18 protein-coding genes are annotated in these 18,143 nt (G+C 44.2%); 9 read left to right on the top strand and 9 right to left on the bottom strand.

The annotated features are described in order from the left end of the window. Nucleotides 1-70: 70 nt before the first annotated feature. Nucleotides 71-1,621 (top strand): M48 family metallopeptidase, encoded by a 1,551-nt coding sequence (locus tag JMW39_RS08085; protein ID WP_227679460.1) that lies wholly within the window; start codon nt 71-73, stop codon nt 1,619-1,621. A 198-nt stretch (nt 1,622-1,819) separates the two neighbouring features. Here the strand turns inward: JMW39_RS08085 and JMW39_RS08090 are convergent, their stop codons facing one another. Together JMW39_RS08090 and rpsU are read right to left on the bottom strand one after the other, a co-directional pair. After that, a complete protein-coding gene (locus tag JMW39_RS08090; RefSeq protein ID WP_201545525.1) occupies nt 1,820-2,269 on the bottom strand; it encodes a GatB/YqeY domain-containing protein in 450 nt (149 codons plus the stop codon). A 204-nt stretch (nt 2,270-2,473) separates the two neighbouring features. Continuing rightward, nucleotides 2,474-2,689 carry a 30S ribosomal protein S21 gene (gene rpsU / locus JMW39_RS08095; RefSeq protein ID WP_201545528.1) on the bottom strand — a complete coding sequence of 72 codons (216 nt, stop codon included), beginning with the start codon at nt 2,687-2,689 and terminating at the stop codon, nt 2,474-2,476. A gap of 428 nt (nt 2,690-3,117) precedes the next feature. On the opposite strand from rpsU, the gene JMW39_RS08100 reads away from it, so the two are divergent. The 4 genes from JMW39_RS08100 to JMW39_RS08115 all read left to right on the top strand — a co-directional run bounded on the left by JMW39_RS08100 (nt 3,118) and on the right by JMW39_RS08115 (nt 5,875). Then, complete coding sequence (locus JMW39_RS08100; RefSeq protein ID WP_227679461.1) at nt 3,118-3,537, top strand: hypothetical protein; 420 nt, start codon at nt 3,118-3,120, stop codon at nt 3,535-3,537. A 133-nt stretch (nt 3,538-3,670) separates the two neighbouring features. Further along, complete coding sequence (locus JMW39_RS08105) at nt 3,671-4,192, top strand: c-type cytochrome (RefSeq protein WP_201545530.1); 522 nt, start codon at nt 3,671-3,673, stop codon at nt 4,190-4,192. Nucleotides 4,193-4,377: 185 nt separating this feature from the next. Next, nucleotides 4,378-5,445, top strand: coding sequence for a tRNA (adenosine(37)-N6)-threonylcarbamoyltransferase complex transferase subunit TsaD (gene tsaD, locus JMW39_RS08110; protein WP_201545538.1), 1,068 nt, complete (start codon nt 4,378-4,380; stop codon nt 5,443-5,445). 58 nt (nt 5,446-5,503) lie between these two features. Beyond that, complete coding sequence (locus JMW39_RS08115; RefSeq protein ID WP_201545546.1) at nt 5,504-5,875, top strand: CrcB family protein; 372 nt, start codon at nt 5,504-5,506, stop codon at nt 5,873-5,875. A gap of 84 nt (nt 5,876-5,959) precedes the next feature. On the opposite strand, the gene JMW39_RS08120 is transcribed toward JMW39_RS08115, so the two are convergent. The 4 genes from JMW39_RS08120 to potA all read right to left on the bottom strand — a co-directional run bounded on the left by JMW39_RS08120 (nt 5,960) and on the right by potA (nt 9,971). Then, nucleotides 5,960-6,850 carry a LysR family transcriptional regulator gene (locus JMW39_RS08120; RefSeq protein ID WP_201545548.1) on the bottom strand — a complete coding sequence of 297 codons (891 nt, stop codon included), beginning with the start codon at nt 6,848-6,850 and terminating at the stop codon, nt 5,960-5,962. 120 nt (nt 6,851-6,970) lie between these two features. Next, nucleotides 6,971-7,789 carry a spermidine/putrescine ABC transporter permease PotC gene (gene potC, locus JMW39_RS08125; RefSeq protein WP_201545554.1) on the bottom strand — a complete coding sequence of 273 codons (819 nt, stop codon included), beginning with the start codon at nt 7,787-7,789 and terminating at the stop codon, nt 6,971-6,973. Next, nucleotides 7,789-8,697 carry a spermidine/putrescine ABC transporter permease PotB gene (gene potB / locus JMW39_RS08130; protein ID WP_201545561.1) on the bottom strand — a complete coding sequence of 303 codons (909 nt, stop codon included), beginning with the start codon at nt 8,695-8,697 and terminating at the stop codon, nt 7,789-7,791. Before potB ends, potC begins: the two co-directional genes overlap by 1 nt. Further along, complete coding sequence (gene potA, locus JMW39_RS08135; RefSeq protein ID WP_201545574.1) at nt 8,697-9,971, bottom strand: spermidine/putrescine ABC transporter ATP-binding protein PotA; 1,275 nt, start codon at nt 9,969-9,971, stop codon at nt 8,697-8,699. Before potA ends, potB begins: the two co-directional genes overlap by 1 nt. Before the next feature lie 427 nt (nt 9,972-10,398). Between potA and JMW39_RS08140 the strand changes: the two genes are divergently transcribed. Together JMW39_RS08140 and gloA are read left to right on the top strand one after the other, a co-directional pair. Next, on the top strand, nt 10,399-11,037 hold the full coding sequence (locus JMW39_RS08140) for a carbonic anhydrase (RefSeq protein ID WP_201545576.1): 639 nt from the start codon (nt 10,399-10,401) through the stop codon (nt 11,035-11,037). A 99-nt stretch (nt 11,038-11,136) separates the two neighbouring features. After that, nucleotides 11,137-11,721 carry a lactoylglutathione lyase gene (gene gloA, locus JMW39_RS08145; protein WP_413786224.1) on the top strand — a complete coding sequence of 195 codons (585 nt, stop codon included), beginning with the start codon at nt 11,137-11,139 and terminating at the stop codon, nt 11,719-11,721. 131 nt (nt 11,722-11,852) lie between these two features. Here gloA and JMW39_RS08150 read toward each other — a convergent pair whose 3' ends face one another. From JMW39_RS08150 to ribA, 3 genes are all read right to left on the bottom strand, one after another. Then, nucleotides 11,853-12,323: a c-type cytochrome gene (locus tag JMW39_RS08150; RefSeq protein WP_201545578.1), complete on the bottom strand. Its 471-nt coding sequence runs from the start codon at nt 12,321-12,323 to the stop codon at nt 11,853-11,855. A gap of 285 nt (nt 12,324-12,608) precedes the next feature. Further along, on the bottom strand, nt 12,609-13,538 hold the full coding sequence (gene hemF / locus JMW39_RS08155; protein ID WP_201545798.1) for an oxygen-dependent coproporphyrinogen oxidase: 930 nt from the start codon (nt 13,536-13,538) through the stop codon (nt 12,609-12,611). A gap of 111 nt (nt 13,539-13,649) precedes the next feature. Beyond that, the gene (ribA, locus tag JMW39_RS08160) at nt 13,650-14,357 is read right to left on the bottom strand and encodes a GTP cyclohydrolase II (protein WP_201545580.1); all 708 of its coding nucleotides are present in this window, start codon (nt 14,355-14,357) and stop codon (nt 13,650-13,652) included. A 575-nt stretch (nt 14,358-14,932) separates the two neighbouring features. Here ribA and dxs point away from each other — a divergent pair. Further along, nucleotides 14,933-16,981, top strand: coding sequence for a 1-deoxy-D-xylulose-5-phosphate synthase (gene dxs / locus JMW39_RS08165; protein WP_201545583.1), 2,049 nt, complete (start codon nt 14,933-14,935; stop codon nt 16,979-16,981). 298 nt (nt 16,982-17,279) lie between these two features. Then, nucleotides 17,280-18,107, top strand: a complete 828-nt coding sequence (locus JMW39_RS08170) for an inositol monophosphatase family protein (protein ID WP_201545586.1) — start codon at nt 17,280-17,282, stop codon at nt 18,105-18,107. Nucleotides 18,108-18,143 lie beyond the last annotated feature (36 nt).

Here is an 18,143-nt window from a genome sequence, read left to right on the forward strand (position 1 = left end):
ACTCGTATAGGATACGCACTTGTATTATTCTCATAGACCATCGCTGCTAAACACGTTCAAAGGCGCTGTTGTGCTAAGGGTTAGCATATCTGCTACTTTGCTGGCGCTAGCAACCACTGCCAACAGTATTGGCACGCAAGCGGCACCATTTGCTTATGATTCATGGCAGCCTACCAATGCTGAAGAGTTAGATTTGCCCAATTTACGCGGGCAGGGATTAAGCTTTGCGGAGCAGTATGAAAATAAACTGCTTGGCGAATGGTCATTAAGAAACATTAATGGTCGTACTAAGATGGAGCATGACCCTTGGATTCAAGAAACGGTCAAGGAAATGACATGGCGACTAAATGCCCAAGCCCGCCAGCAAGCGCCACTTGGCTTGGTTATTATTGATAATCCCAGTATCAATGCTTTTGCGGCGCCAGGTGGGGTTATTGGTCTCAATACGGGGACGATACTTGCGGCAAGTAGTATGGATGAGCTTGCCAGCGTCGTCGCCCATGAGGTGGCACATATTAGTCAGCATCATTATGAGAGCGGCGCGGATGAGCGTAAAAAAGCCTTGCTGATGCAAATAGGCGGTATGCTGGCGGCTATTGCCGCGTCAGCAGTCGATGGTGATGCGGCTGCCGCTGTCATGATGGGCAGTCAAACCGCGACGATGAATAGCAGCATGGCTTTTAGCCGTAATAATGAACGTGATGCTGACCGCGTTGGTATGCAAATCATGAACCAAGCTGGTTACGATCCACGCGCCATGCCGCGATTTTTTGCGACGATGAATCAAAAAAGCCAATTGAACCAAACCGCCAATCAATTCTTGCCCAGTTTTGTGCGCTCGCATCCTTTAAGCAATGAGCGTTTAAGTGAGTCACAAAGCCGTGCTCAGCGTTATGATGCATTGCCTTTGTCAAAGCAGCAGCGCCATCAAGCGTTGTTTGATTTACTGTACTGGCGTACGCAAAGTACCGGCAAGCATGTCTCTGAAACCGCACTGACGACTGCCGCTAAAAATAGCGTCGGCGCAAAATTGGCGCTGATGTATTGGTATGGCGAGCAGCAGCGCTTTGGCGAGGCCAATGAGATATATAATGAGCTATCGGCATTACCCGCAACGCAGCGCCAAGTATTAGAGCCATTATTGTCCATTACCCAAAGCCAAATCCTTACTGAGCAAAATAAATGGCAACAAGCGGCTGAACTGCTCGAGAGTCAGCAGCGCCTTTATCCTGAGCGCCGTGACCTGCGTCTTTATTTAGCGGAAGCACTGACCAATAGCAATCAGCCCACCAAAGCGCAAGCATTGCTTAAACCCTTGACTGAGCAGCAGCCAAATGACCGTTATGCGTGGCAAAGTTTGCAATTGGCCAATGAGAAAATTGCTAAAACCACCGACTCGGTGCCGCTTGCAAAAATTGCCACCATCAATGCGCTGCGTTATCGAAGTCATGACCAGCTGTGGAGTGGACGCTATGAGCGTGCGCTGACCTCGTTGACGCAAGCCAAGCAATTGACTGAGCAAATGCAAAAAACTGCGCAAGCGAGCAGCGCCCGACCGTTACTGGCCAATATTAATGCGGAAATCAAAGCGGTAAAAACCGCCAAAGACTTTAAGCCCTAGGCGGTTGTTTGATAGCTTAAGTTTATACAATAATTAAGAATATATAGCAGACGGGCTTCAAAATCGATACAGTGCGACTGGGATGAATTTTTCGTAGCATCTGTGATAGCAGCAAGCAAGGAAAATTTATAACAGTCGCACGTGGTTATTAACGTATCAAGTTTATTTCAAACCAACTATCGCTTTTATTAACTTCAATTAACCTTGCAAAGCGTCTTTCACCAGTTTAGATATTAATGCAGGGTCGGCACGGCCCGCAGTTTTATTCTTTAACATACCCATCACGCTGCCCATATCACGCATCGATGTGGCGCCTTGTGCAGCGATTTCTGCATTGACCAAAGCGGCAAGCTCGGCATCATCCATCTGTTTTGGCATATATTCGTTGATAATATCAATCTCAAACTGCTCTTTGTTTGCCAAATCATCACGGCCATTTTCGGTAAAAATAGTCAAGGATTCATGGCGTTGCTTGAGCTGTTTTTGTAAAATTTCAAGTACTTCGGTATCGTTAAGTTCTGTTTGACGGTCAATCTCGATTTGTTTGATAACCGCTTGTACGTTACGTAGGACTTTGACTCGTTCAATCTCACGTGCTTTCATAGAGACGATGATGGTGTCAGTTAACGTCTGTTTAAGCTGGCTCATTGTTATTATTCCTTATGAGTATGGATAAAATAATTTTTAGTAAAATAACTTTTGGTAAAGTAATAGGGGATAAAGTTTCAAATAAAATCTGCTGAGCATTTGCCAGCATGAATAACAAAAATTGTAGCATAAAAAACGCCACTGTTATTCATCGATAACAGTGGCGTTAGTGTAGCGCTGGTATTTAACTAGTCGAATAATCGATTAGTACATACGAGTGGTACGAATAGTTTCGCGTTGTAATTTCTTTTTATAACGCTTTACTGCAGCAGCTGCTTTGCGCTTGCGTACTTGCGTTGGTTTTTCATAAAATTCACGCTTACGTACATCTGCCAATACGCCAGCTTTTTCACAAGCACGTTTGAAACGACGGATAGCGATATCAACTGGTTCGTTTTCTTTAACCTTAACTGCAGGCATGAAGACTCCTCGATTAGGATGAGATATAAGGGCATTAGTTTGGCTGTATATTAGTGTTTAGCCGTAATATCTCAAGATTACTGGCATCAACTCAAACTAGGATAATCTTGTGCAATAGCACAAGGGCGCCTATTTTAATAAAAAATGGCAGCAAAGTCAAAGGCTTTCGCGTATCTATTTTAAGTATCAGTCACTAACCACATACTGAGCGGTACAAATTTAATAGGACGTTAATTTAAGTAAAAGTGTTAATATTTTTAATAATCTTTTAAAAAATTATCAATAAAAGATGGACAAAACACCTGTTTGGCAATAACGGCTTATATTAACTCTATGCTATGCTATGTTCAGTCTGACCTTGAAACCTAAACTAAAAGTAGAGGCAGGCGCTACAAGGCTTTTATAGCTATCATATTGAGGATTTTTCGATGAAAATTGGCATGAAAAAAACAGCGGTTAGTACGGCATTATGGGCGACCTTGCTTCTTACAATGGGCGTCAGCATCAGTGCTTGTAGCAATGATAAAGAAGCAGCGGGCGCAGAGTCTGGTGAAGTCTTAGCAAAAGATAAAGTAGACGAAGCGGCAGAGCTTGCCCGTAAAAATGCGCCTGAAGCAGAAAAGCTAGATTTCCCAGAAACTGCGCCAATGCCAGCGGCTGAGACAGACGCGACTGCTGATACTGAAGCAGGTACTGAAATTGCTACTGCACAAGATGGTACAGTTGCCACTGATGCATCAGCTACATCAGAAGCGCCAGCGACTGCAAGTGCGGATACCGAAGTGGCTAGTACGGATACAGAGATGGCAGGTACTGATGCGACTGCTAATGCGCCCGCAAGCAATTAATAACAATAAGCAAGCGAGTCAGTAAGTAGTATGCTCGATTAATAATAGCGATTCACCATTGCCAGCTTTTGACTACTATGCCAGCTATTACATTGGGGTTTATTACCAATAATCTATAGATGAAGGAATAACTATGACTATTCAACAAAATATGAAGAAGAAATCGGTTGCTAAATTAGCGTTATCTAGCCTAAGTCTTAGTGCGTTATTGGCACTTAGTGCTTGTAGTGGCGGTGACAATAAGGCAGAAGAACCTGCCGCGGTTAATGAGAAAGAAACGGTAGTAGTAGAGCCAGAAGCGCCTGCTGCAGAAACCGAAGTAGTAACCCCTGAGCCTGCGGTTGAAGCAGAGCCTACGGAAGTGTCAGTCGTAGAAGCTGAACCCGAAGCTGCGGCTGAGCCTGAAGTGTTGGCCGCAGATGCTGGTGCGCAGCTGTACGAAAAACAGTGTAAAGTTTGTCATGAAAATGGTTTGCTTGAAGCGCCGAAATTTGGTGATAAAGCAGCTTGGGCGCCACACCTTGCTAAAGACATAGAAACATTACGTATGCATTCTGCCAAAGGCTTTAATAAAATGCCTGCGCAAGCGGTTGGAGACGTCACTGAAGCACAAGTTCATGCAGCAGTTGATTATATGGTTGCTGCAGCTAGCTAATATTGCTTGTTGAAATTTGCTAGAATGACCGCCATTGTAAGCTAACAGTGGCGGTTTTTTATTGGCGATGCAATACCGCTATAACGTATATTCTAAAAAGCTGTTTGTAAGCAATAAACTTTGCATAGTCATAATAAACGATGCACAGTTATAAACGCTGTAAGACAAAATATAAAGGCACATAGATGAAAGTATTGGGTTTAGAGACCTCTTGCGATGAGACTGGTCTAGCGATTTTCGATAGCGAGCAGATAGATAGCGACAATAAAGGTCTGCTTGGGCAAGTGCTGTATTCGCAGATAGAACTACACGCCCTTTATGGCGGTGTGGTGCCTGAGCTTGCCAGCCGCGACCATATTCGTAAGCTGGTGCCTTTATTTAACGAATTGCTAGAGCAGTGCAATATCACTAAAGATGAGATTGATGCTATTGCATACACCAAAGGTCCTGGGCTTATCGGTGCGCTGATGACGGGCGCATTATTTGGGCGCAGCTTAGCTTATGGCTTGGATATACCAGCGATTGGCGTTCATCATATGGAAGGGCATCTCTTAGCACCTTTGATGGGAGCGAATCCTCCAGCGTTTCCGTTTGTTTCCTTACTTGTTTCTGGTGGTCATACTTTGCTTATTGCTGCCCATGGTATCGGGCAATATGAAATTCTCGGCGAATCCATCGATGATGCGGCAGGTGAGTGCTTTGATAAAGCGGCAAAAATGCTCGGTCTGCCGTATCCTGGTGGTCCAAATATTGCCAAATTAGCAGAAGGCGGCGATAAAAATGCTTATGATTTACCGCGTCCAATGCTGCATCGCGGTTTGGATTTTTCTTTTAGCGGTATGAAAACGGCGGTGCATAACCTGATTAAAGATACTCCATGTTCAGGCGGTTCAGGCGGTTCAGGCAATGGTTCTGCTAGCGATCCACAAGTGCGCGCCGATATTGCGGCAAGCTTTCAACATGCGGTGGTCGATACCTTGGTGAAAAAATGCGTCAAAGCGCTTAAACAAGTCGAGATGAGCCGATTGGTCATTGCGGGAGGCGTCAGTGCCAATAGTCATTTGCGTGAGACATTAGAGAGTGAGCTTGCTAAAATCAATGCCACCGTTCATTACGCACCGCCAGCCTTATGTACCGATAATGGCGCGATGATTGCCTATGCTGGTTACGAGCGCTTGCAAGCAGGTCAGGCGGATGATTTGGCTGTTAGCTGCGTACCACGTTGGCCGATGACCGAGCTGTCTGCGCTATAAGCTCTACAAGGTATTTCATATCTAACCCATCAATATTTATATCACTCAAGGATAGCTTATGCAGTGGCTTGCGATTGGATTAGGTGCTGCTATTGGTGCTTGCCTGCGAGGCTGGCTGGCGCGTTTTAATCCGCTGCATAGTTGGATACCACTCGGCACTTTGGGTGCCAATGTCTTAGGTGGACTTTTGATAGGGCTAGCCTTAGTGTGGTTTGAACGCGTGGGCAGCAGCTTGTCTCCAAATGTCAGATTGTTTGTGATAACTGGTTTTTTGGGCGGACTGACGACTTTTAGTACCTTTAGCGTTGAAGTATTTACGTTTATGAATAATGGTAAACTGCTTGCGGGCTTAGGACTTATTGGATTACATGTTGGGCTGACGTTATTAGCAACGGCACTTGGGTTTTACTTCTTTAAGTTAGTTTTGTAAAAATAAAAATGCAGCAATAAAAAAGAGCCGTATTAATTTTTAATACAGCTCTTTTTTAAAACAATTCTCTAAAAAAAGCACTAGCTATACGGGTTTTACAATCCCTTCTAGTAAACTCGCAAACCCTTGCATATAAGCGGTATCTTTGCTCGAGGTGCGCGTCGCGGCATACAGCTGACAGTAGACGCCGTTACCTAATGGGCGTGAAACCACCCAGCCTTTTTTTTCATATTCAGCGACCACCCAATCAGGTAATGCTGCTACCCCGCGTTCACTAGCAACCAATTGAATAAGCATCGCCGTTAGCTCGGTGGTACGCATGCTTTTAAAGCTTACTTGCTCTGGCGTCATAAAATTAGCAATAATATCGAGGCGCTTAGCTTCCACCGGATAAGCAATCAAGGTCTGATCAACCAAGTCTTGAGCATGAATGAATTGTTGCTCAGCCAAGTCATGTGTAGGCGACAGCACCAAACGGCTTTCATACTCAAATAATGGCTGATAGCTGATACCTTCTATTGGTAAATTGCTGGTGGTAATCAGCAGGTCGATATCACCTTCAATCAATAAGTGATGCGGCTCAGGCTCAAAACCGGTGGCAAAGTCCAATTCAACATCCGACCATTCGCGGCGATAATGATTAAGTATCGGCATCAGCCAATCAAAGCAGCTATGACATTCAGAGGCCAAGCGCAATCGACCCGCTTGACCATGAGCCAAGCGCTTTAAGTTTGCTTTGGTGCGCGTGACCTGCGGCATGATACTGTCTGCTAGCGCCAGTACGGTTTTACCTGCTGGGGTAAATGTCAGCGGACGCGTACGCCGATTGACCAAGCTAATATCGTAGTAATTCTCTAACTCTTTTAACTGATGTGAGACCGCAGATGCGGTGACATGCAGCTCATCGGCAGCAGCGGCCAATGAGCCATGGGCTCGCAGCGCAGTTAGCGTATTAAGATGACGGAGCTCTAGCATAAAATAACCTAACCACTGAAGTTAAAAAAATAAGAAATTGCGTGTTATACAAATTTAAAAAATCGTCAATGCTTTATGCCTAATCTTACGTGAGCGCTATTGCCGCCGTAAAATTTAAAATTAACGCCGACGTAGGAGCAATTGCGAGATAACCACTAAAATTAATGAAGCAACCAATAAAATTGTCCCAATGGCATTAACTTCAGGTTTAAGTCCCACGCGCACCATAGAATAGATACGTAACGGTAAAATCTCATAGCTAGGACCAGTGACGAAGGTCGATACCACCACATCATCGAGCGATAAGGTAAAGGCTAGCAACCAGCCAGCCATAACCGCTGGGAAAATCACTGGAATCAACACCGTACGTACCATCGTTGATTCGCTAGCACCTAAATCTCGCGCCGCTTCCATCAAACGCTCGTCCAAACTGCTTAAGCGCGCAAAGACGGTAATGACCACAAACGGCAAGCAAAACGTAATGTGCGCTAATAATAACGAAACGAAACCGAGTTGCAGGCCGATTAATAAAAACAGCGCCAATAGCGATATCGCTAAGACAATCTCAGGTGACATCATCAGCACAAATAACAAGCCATTTAGCAGCCCTTTACCGCGAAAGTCATAGCGATGTAGCGCCAGTGCGGTCAAGGTGCCGATAACGGTCGAAACTGTGGCGGCAACTAAGCCCAAGACGATAGAATGCCAAAAGGCGTCAAGCATTGCTTGGTTATTAAATAACGACTCGTACCACTTTAAACTAAAGCCGCCCCAGTTATAACCGATTTTTGACTTATTAAAGGACATCACCACCAAAACGATGATGGGCAGATATAATAAAGTGTAAATCAGGCCGAGGTAGCCTTTGGCAGCAATATTACCTAATTTGATAGGGCGTTTATTTTTAATTGGAGTATTATTCAGTGAACTATCAGACATTAGGCCACCTCGTTAAAGTCAGTCTTGCCAATACGGCGGCTACTGGCGCGATAAGCGAGTAATAATACCGCCATCGCAAGGGTCAATAGCACACTGGCGGCGGCACCAAACGGCCAATCACGCGCATCCAAAAACTGGTTTTTAATAATATTACCGACCAACAAGTTACGCGAGCCACCCAAAATATCGGCGACATAAAACATCCCCATCGCTGGTAATAATACCAACAGCACCCCTGAGATAATCCCCGGTGTCGTTAATGGTAGTACCACGTGCCAAAAGGTTTGTCGTTTTGAAGCACCCAAATCTTGCGAGGCGAGCAGCATATCATTGCGCAAATCGCTAAATACTGCATAGAGTGGCAGCACCATGAAGGGAAATAATAAATAGGTTAAACCGGCAATGACCGCGCCTTGGGTATATAAAATATCAATGGGGGCATCGATAATTCCGATTGCTAATAAGGATTTGTTAATCAAGCCATTACTGGCAAATAATAGTTTTAGCGCATAAGTCCGTACCAAAGAGTTGGTCCAAAATGGCAGTATTAGCATGAGCATCAACAGAGGCTGCCAGCGTTTATCAACTCTTGATACAAACCAAGCAAAGGGGTAGCCAAGTAGTAAGCAGATAACCGTAGTGATGCCAGCCATCCATAATGAATGTACAAAGACATCAAAATAAAGCGGGTCAATCATGCGTACGTAGCTGTCGATAGTGACCGGCAAACTAATAAAAGCGGTGCTATCACGGGTCAAAAAGCTAACGGCAATCACCAGTATATTTGGCAATAACGCAAAGATGAGCAGCCAGCCCCAAATTAGCCATAGCGTTGCGGTACGAAAAGGGCTTCTGTTGCTCAAGCTTTTATTATTTGATTTTCTATTACTTAAGTTAGTACGTGCCATTAGCTGATATCCTTTTGGGCAGCTAATTTGCTAGTACTATTATTCATCCCATTATCAATACCGCTATCAAGCGTATCTTCTTCTGGCAACACCCATTCCCAGCCATCTACCCATGACACTTTAACGCCTTCATTAAGCTTATAATCAAAACTTGGGTCATCTTCATCAAAGAATTCCGAGGCTTTAATAATATGCCCGTTTGTTAGCTCAATAATAGAGTCTAAAGTGCTGCCTTTATAATTACTCTCAATCACGCGCCCTAATAAACCACTATGCTCTTGATCATTGGGGTCATAAATGCGCAAATCTTCTGGACGCAATAGTAAATTAACGATATCGCCGACTTGTACGTCATTGGCAAAGTCAGGACGGCGCAGATTACGTAAGGTCGTCGCACCCTCTTGCGCTTGTGCCTCGCACACTTCGACCTCAATACGCCCATTGGTCACACGACCATCGCGATCGGGCTGCTCAGGATAAACACCTTTGACTTCCGCCTTAAACAAGTTGGTCTCACCGATAAATTTGGCGGTAAATAAATTGGCGGGGGTTTCATAAATCTCAATCGGCGTGCCAATTTGCTGAAATCTGCCGTCTTTCATTACCGCAATGCGGTCTGACATCGACAGCGCTTCTTCTTGATCATGGGTGACAAAGACAAAAGTAATGCCAAGCTCACGTTGCAGACGTTTAAGCTCAGATTGCATTTGTAGGCGCAGCTTATGGTCGAGCGCCGATAAAGGCTCATCGAGCAATAATAGTTTAGGGCGATTAATAACGGCGCGCGCAATCGCCACCCGTTGCTGCTGACCACCGGATAAATCTTGCGGTCGACGATTGGCCAAATGCTCAAGCTGTACCATCGCCAGCATCTCACGCACGCGCGTTTGAATCTCATCTTTTGGGACTTTTTTGAGCTTAAGCCCATAAGCGACGTTTTGCGCCACCGTCATATGCGGAAATAACGCATATTGCTGAAACACGGTATTGACCGGACGCTTATCGGCTGGCAAGCCTGCCATTTGCATGCCATCAAGATAAATCGCCCCAGCGTTGGGCTGCTCAAAACCAGCAATTAAGCGTAGCAATGTCGTCTTACCGCAGCCTGATGGACCAAGCAGGGTTATAAACTCACCATGCTGAATATCAAGGTTGATGTCCTTTAAGACTTCGGTTTGATCATAGATTTTTTGTAGACCAGTCAGTTGTAGCAGTACCTTGTCAGGATTGGGCGATACAGGTGTGGTTTGCGGGTTTATATTCGATTCGGTCATAAGGTTGGTTCCTAAAACACCAAATGCTCAGTAGCGCTACAATACTAGTTACTGGCAGCAATTTACATGTTGTTAAGTATGGCGATAAGCGATGGCTATATATGAAGTCTGGTTGCTGCGTATTATAACAAACCCTTGCTATAAGTCAGTGCAAGTTCGTTATCGGTTGTTTGGTTTAGGTTGTTAAAGAAAAAAATAGGCAAAATAAAATCAGCTTGAAATATAGCGCCCTTAGAATAAAGAATTTTTACCGTTTTTTTGGCTTGGTTGCTATACAATAATTTTGTGTATGCTAAATACAAGGATATTTGCGATAGCAAACGGCCAAGCTTAAAAGATAAGCTTAGCTGCAAAAGTAATTTAAAGTAGAAAACAGAATGCTAGAGCAATTTATAATTTAAACTATTTTGATAAACAAGGACTCCTTATGCCTAACAGTAACCGCCCAAAAACTGGTCAAGAAGCACTGGCACTACTCAAAGAAGGTAATGTGCGCTACGTGGAAAGTTTGACCAGTACTGACCCCTGTATGCAAAAACGTCCTGAGCTGATCAATAATCAAGACCCTTTAGCGATTATTTTGGGTTGCTCAGATGCCCGCGTACCGGTTGAGATTGTGTTTGATCAAGGTTTGGGCGATTTGTTTGTCATACGCGTGGCAGGCAATGTGGTTGCGCCATCGCAAATTGGTTCGGTTGAGTTTGCCGCCGAAAAATTTGGCACTAAGTTGGTGGTGGTCCTTGGACATTCACATTGCGGCGCTGTGACCGCGTGTGTTGAGGCGCTGATTAATCCTGAGCAAAACTACTCACCAAACTTACAGTCAATCGTCGATCGTATTCGCCCGAGTGTCTATAATTTGCATGAGCTAGCTACTGCAAATGGTCAAGATGTCGATGCGGATGAGCTGGTCGATCGCTCTATTCGTGCCAATGTGCGCATGTCGGTAAGCCAATTAAAGCACGGTTCGCGTGCCTTAGAAGACTTAACCAATAGCGGTCAGTTACTCGTCGTTGGTGCCGAATATAATTTAGAGACTGGAAAAGTACGGTTTTTAGACGCTTAATAGTCATTTATTATTAATTATTTACGATAGTGGGTACGCTTTAACATCGAGAACGTATCTGCTATTAACGATTAAAAATACTTAGATATTGGAAAAATTATGACTGATTTAGAAAATTTAAATAGCAACCAAGAAGCTATTAACCAAAAAATGATAGCTCAACCTGAAAGCAGCGTAAAAGCAGAAGGCGTTCAGCCTATTTCAGCTCAGACAGTAGGTTATACGTTCAACCACACCATGCTACGCGTAAAAGACCCTGTCAAATCATTGGCTTTTTATACCGGTGTCTTAGGGATGACGTTATTGGCGGTGAAAAAATTCCCAGCGATGGGTTTTGATTTATATTTTTTAGCCAAGTTGACTGACAGCGAGCGTGATAATTTACCCGCTGGTGATGACTTAGAGATTTTCGCCTTCCGTCAGCGCGGTATTTTAGAGTTAACTCATAACTATGGCACTGAAACCCAAGCGGATTTTAGTTATCACGATGGCAATGGTGAACCACAAGGTTTTGGTCATATTTGCTTTAGTGTGCCAAGCCTTGATGAGGCGGTTGCTTGGTTTGATAAAAACAACGTTGATTTTAAAAAACGTCCTGAAGACGGTAGTATGAAAAATATCGCCTTTATCAAAGACGTTGACGGTTACTGGATTGAAATTGTGCAAGCGGATTTAATGGGCTAATTTTTAAAAGCTTGATAAGCTTATTAATAATATGGATTACTCTAAACCAGTTTGTATATTTTAAAAATCATCAATAAAAAAGCCGCTATATTAAATATAGCGGCTTTTTTGTGTCTGTGAAGCAAAACTAGTTAGTCTTTTTTCACTTTAAAATCGGTGTGGCATGATTTACAGCTGTCACCGACTTGTCCAAGCGCTGGCAGGACTTGATCGACACTGGTCGCTGTTTGTGCAACGGTATTTAACTCAGCTGTGGCTTTTTGGAAGTCATCTGCTTCTGCGTGGAAACCGTCAACGTTGCTCCAAACGGCTTCAGTGGCATTACCCATAGCTTCTTTATTTTCAAAATGACTCCAAGGACTGGCCGAATCTTTTGCTAAAAATGCCGCTTGCTCTTTAAATACTTCGGCATCAAATGTATCTGGTGCTTCAGCCATATCGCCCATGATGCCCATCGCATCGCCCCAGCTTTTCATGCTGTCTTGACGCGCTTTAACGTCCGGGTCAACTGGTGTGCTACAAGCCGTTATACCTAATGCAGCTGCCATCAAGGTGATGCCGACGATAGACTTGAATGATTTATTATTAGAAACCTGTGCCATCTGTATTGCTCCTTTATACGTGGCTAATAAAAAGGTGCCGTGGCATCTGCATGCTCGCCACCTATTAAATTGCTACTATGAATATAAATGTTATGTTGTTGTTTTAAGTATTAAAGACGACTATATCTGCTTAATAGGTAGTTTGTAATCCATATAGCTGTTGCTTAAATAACAAGGGTCAGCATCTATCGCTGACCCTTGTTATTTTATAGCTAATATAGATTAAAAATGGCTATGACCAATGCAGAAATTAACACCGTCTGTGGTTTATTATGCCAATGATGACTATAAAGTCAACCAATCACGCGGTTTTAGATAAAAATCGGTCAATTCAAACTCAGGTGACCCTTCAACAGGTTCAAAGCGATAATGCCAGCTGGCAAGCGGTGGCATACTGACTAAGATAGATTCAATGCGTCCATTACTTTGTAACCCAAACAGGGTGCCACGGTCATAAACAAGGTTATATTCGACGTAGCGTCCGCGGCGATAGAGCTGAAATTCACGCTGCGCTTCGGTGTAAGGTGCATTTTTACGCTGCTCAAAGATGGGCAATATACCCTCAAGATAGCCATTACCGACCGCTTGCATAAATTTAAAGCAAGTTTCAAAATCCCAACCACGACTCTCAAAATTGACGTCATCATAAAATAAGCCACCGATACCGCGCTGCTCATCACGATGACGCAGATGGAAGTATTCATCACACCACTGTTTAAAATCAGGATAGATATTGTCACCAAAAGGAGCGCAGAGGTCATGGCAGACCTGATGCCAATGCACGCAATCAGCAAGCACTGGATAAAATGGCGTCAAATCGAAACCGCCACCAAACCACCAAATGGGGTCTTCACCCTCAGCTTCGGCAATGAATAAACGCACGTTGGCATGGCTGGTCGGCACATTAGGGTTTTTAGGATGCACAACCAGTGAAACGCCCATTGCTTGTGCTTTACGACCGGCAATATCAGGATGGCGAGCCGTTGCCGAAGCGGGCAAGTTCTGCACATGAATATGACTAAACATCACACCTGCTTTTTCAATGACGTCACCATCTGCTAACACGCACGAGCGACCACCGCCGCCTTCAGGGCGTTCCCAATCGTCAGGAACGAAAGTTGCTGGCTTATCCTTGCTGCTGCCGTCGCGCTCTTGCGCTTCTAAGGCTTGGCAGATACGCGCTTGCAAATCGACCAAAAACTCACGCACGCGCATGATGTCGTTATTGGTGGGCGTCACTGCCGTATTGGTTTTTGAAGAATTGTCATGGTTATCTATATCAAGGTTATCTATATTTGGTATGGTCATAAAATATCTAATTATTTACTATTTATTAAGGTGTAAGGCAGTATTGAAGTCTTTATCAAACAGATGCCCCATCCGGTCACGTTTAGTCGCTAGATACTCAGCATTCATATCGTTAACCCCAACCAATAAAGGCACGCGCTCAACGACATTGATACCGTGCTCGGTTAAGTAAGCGACTTTATCGGGATTATTGGTAATCAGGCGCACGCTATCGACGCCGACATGAGCAAGCATCGGTCCGCACATATCATAAACGCGCGCATCAGCCGGTAAACCTAACATAAGATTGGCATCTAAGGTATCATGACCTTGATCTTGCAAGGCGTAAGCACGGATTTTATTGGTCAGGCCAATCCCGCGACCTTCTTGGCGCAAGTATAATATCGCCCCGCAGCCCGTTTCTTGTATCGCTTGCATGGCAGTATTAAGTTGGGGACCACAATCGCATTTTAATGAACTAAATGCGTCGCCAGTGAGACATTCTGAATGGATACGTATTAGTGGCACAGGGCGCTCTGCTAACGATTGATCTTTTTGGTTTGATGCCATGTCAGCGCGATTTAAATTATCAATGGCGGTGTCTGTAATAGAAGTGTCTTGATTGACCACCGAAAGACCGACAGTAAGCATCACATGCTCTTGACCGTCTGCATTTTCAAAGATATGAATATCAAACTCGCCGTGACGAGTAGGTAGTTTGGCACTAGTGATAAATTGATATGACATTAATGTCCTGCATAAGCCGATCATCGTAACGCTAGAGGTCTGTTAAAGCTTTATAATAATAGCTAAAGTATTACATAGTGCTTGATTAAAACAGCATCAGAATGCTGTTTAGTGGAAATACACACAAAGTTCACAGACGGCGCACGATGATTAAAGCGACAATTAAAAATAAATGCTATTATGCCATACTATTTTGACGGATACAGTGACAAGTCTTTGTCCTTACATTACTATGTCGTCACCAATGTTCGCTATCCATACAAAATTATTAAATATCATTATCAAACATTATTATTAAACATTGTCATAAAGCAGCATCAGGATTTATAACAGCATTGGTCACCATCTTTATAACTGCCTTTAGCGTTATAAGATTAAAGCTAGCGCCTTATATTAAATAGCGCATTTTTCGTTATTCACAGTTGTGTTAAAGGCTGTACTAATAAACATATAGTCGATGGCATTTATCCGTTTATGATGTCAGCACTATTATTAACGCCACTTAGATTATTACTAGTGATAGCCACTGTCTAAGGTCGCATCTTGTCAGCAGATTGGTAGGTATCGTACGTTTTATGCAGCAGTCAACTCATTCCCCACAGTCTAAGTCATTATCTGCGTCAGCCATTGATTCTGCTGCACCGCTATCAAACCTGCAAAAAACATATGCAGCAATTCCGCGTGAGCGTCCGCATACGCCACTACTTGATACGGTAGACGCACCGATTGACTTGAAGGCGTTTAGCGCAAGTCAGCTAATTACATTGGCGGATGAGCTACGGCTTTTCCTGCTCTATTCAGCGGGTCAAAGTGGCGGTCATTTCGGGGCCAATTTAGGCGTGATTGAGTTGACCATTGCGCTGCATTATCTGTTGGATGCGCCGCAAGATCAGATTGTTTGGGACGTAGGTCATCAAGCCTATGCTCATAAAGTACTGACTGGTCGCCGTGATAAGCTTGGCACCATTCGCTCAAAAGACGGTTTAACCGCTTTTCCAGAACGCGCTGAGTCGGTCTACGATACTTTTGGGGTTGGTCATTCATCGACGTCCATCTCAGCAGCTTTGGGCATGAGCTTGGCGCTTCGTTATCAAGGCATTGCACAAACGGTTGCGTGTATTATTGGCGATGGGGCGATGACCGGCGGCATGGCATTTGAAGCGATGAACGATGCCGTACAACAAGATGCTGATTTGCTCGTGATTTTAAATGACAATGATATGTCAATATCTTGCTCTATCGGTGGTTTTTCGCGGCATTTAGCGACGTTATGGGAGTCAGGGTATCAGGTTGATATCTCTGATGCAGGCGAGCCAATATTATGCAAGCGCCCTGATATGCAAGCCTATGACCGCCGTAAGCGTCATAATGAGCTGCGCGATGTCCCGCAGCTAGAAGACAATATATTTAAGGCGATTGGCTTTACCTATTTTGGTCCGTTTGATGGGCATAATATCCCTGAGCTATTACGCGTGCTGTCGCTTGCCAAGCAATTAAAAGGCCCAGTGTTAGTCCATATTTATACTACTAAAGGTAAAGGTTTTGCTCCTGCAGAATTAGATCCAGTTGGCTATCACGCTATTAGTAGATTGCCTGCTGAAGATAGCGAGAAGAAAGCGGTAACAGCTAGCCTAACAACCAGCAAACCACTATTAAAATACTCGCAAGTCTTTGGGCAGTTCTTATGTGATAAAGCCGCTACTGACGATAAGCTGCTTGCCATTACCCCAGCCATGGAAGAAGGCTCGGGGATGATTGAGTTTGCGCGTCAATTTCCCAAGCGTTTTTTTGATGTAGCAATTGCTGAACAACACGCGGTAACTTTAGCAGGCGGGATGGCAACCCAAGGCGTCAAACCTGTCGTAGCGATTTATTCAACCTTTTTGCAGCGTGGTTACGATCAGCTCATTCATGATGTCGCTCTACAAAACCTTGATGTGATGTTTGCTATTGATCGCGCCGGTTTGGTCGGAGAAGATGGCGCAACCCATGCCGGCGTATTCGATTTTGCCTTTTTACGCTGCGTGCCGAACATGTTGATTGCGGCGCCAAAAGATGAAAACGAATGTTATCACTTGCTGAATACTTGCTATGAATATCAAGGCTGTACAGCAGTACGCTATCCGCGCGGTGTTGGTACAGGTGCTATTATAAAGCAACCTGTACAACTTTATCCTATTGGCAAAGCGGTAGTAGAATCGGTATTAGGTCAAGATGATGCCCCTAATAAATTGGCGTTATTAGCCTTTGGTACTATGGTTGATACAGCTCAGCAAGCCGCAGAAAGTCTGATTAACGATAATATAAAGTCAGACTGTCAGATACATGTGGTTAATATGCGCTGGGTAAAACCTTTAGATACCCATTTGCTCGAAACCTTAATCGAGCAAGGCATCACTCATATAGCTACTCTAGAAGAGCACACGATTATGGGCGGCGCGGGCAGCGCGGTAAATGAGTACTTACTTAACGAATCGCCAGCATTCAAGAATAGCCGCCCAGCAATCTGTAATATTGGTATCCCTGATCGTTTTGTCGCTCATGGTTCGCAAGCAGAGCAAATGGCTGACTGTGGTTTGGATGTTGCAGGAGTCGTCAGTCAGCTCCAGCAATTGCTAAAATAAAACACTATAATCTATAAAAAATTGCTAAAATAGCGGATTGAAAAATAAAGTATTTCTGTTCCTTGCTTAAACCTCGCCTACTTGCCGTAGGTGTGAATTATTTGACAACTTGGGCGGTACCACTGCTGGCAATCCTATATTTGGTTTGCTAGGCGGCTATGGTTTTTTACTATAAGTAATCACGACACTTGTTAATCAAGTAAGTTAAGCGTGAGTTTTGATGCAAGTTTTATTTTTCGTACATTTTATAAGTCACATCTCTTAAGTAGTATTCATTCATCAAGCAAATAGGTTATTTATGGAACCCATGGTCGTCATCGCAGCGCGTGCTGCTGAAAAAGTCGGTAAAGAGATTTTATATGCGCATCAAAACCGCCACAAAATCGAGCTAGATATTGAGTCAAAAGGGCTTGATGGTTTGGTGACCCGCATTGATCGTTTCAGTGAAGAGCTGACGATTGAGACGTTAAAAGCCAGCTACCCAAATCACTCATTCTTGGGTGAAGAGTTTGGTATGCAAGAAGGTCGCGGTGAAGATGCTGACTGGTGCTGGATTATTGATCCACTAGATGGCACCAAAAACTTCGTCCATGGTGTGCCGCAGTTTTGCGTATCTATCGCTGTACAGCATAAAGGCGTTACTCAACACGGTGTTATTTATGATCCTGTGCGTGATGAGATGTTCTCTGCCAGCCGTGGTAAAGGCGCGCGTTTAAACCAACGCCGTATCAACGTCAGCGAGCGCAAAACAATTGACGGCGGTCTATTTACCACTGGTCATCCGCTCGAGCGTAAACGTAATGGCGAAGTTATCTCTTATGCTAAACAGCATTTTGAAAGCTTACAAAAAATCTCTGAAGAGGGCGGTCAAATTCGCCGTTTAGGGTCAGCTGCACTCGACTTGTGCTATGTGGCCGCTGGTCGTTTTGACGGTTATTTTGAGATGTCTATCAAGCCGTGGGATATCGCTGCCGGTGAGCTTATCGTGACCGAAGCACGCGGTGTGGTCGTTGACCATACAGGCGCGCACAACTCGATGACCTCTGGCTCTATCTTTGCTTGTAATATCAAGCTCTTGAAACCATTGATGCAAGTGGTCGTCCCAACGTGGGGTGATGCGGTATAGTTTTTACTGTTTAATGCTCTGACTTATCAATAGTAA

It is taken from the genome of Psychrobacter immobilis, from assembly GCF_904846175.1.
Lineage (GTDB): Bacteria > Pseudomonadota > Gammaproteobacteria > Pseudomonadales > Moraxellaceae > Psychrobacter > Psychrobacter immobilis_E.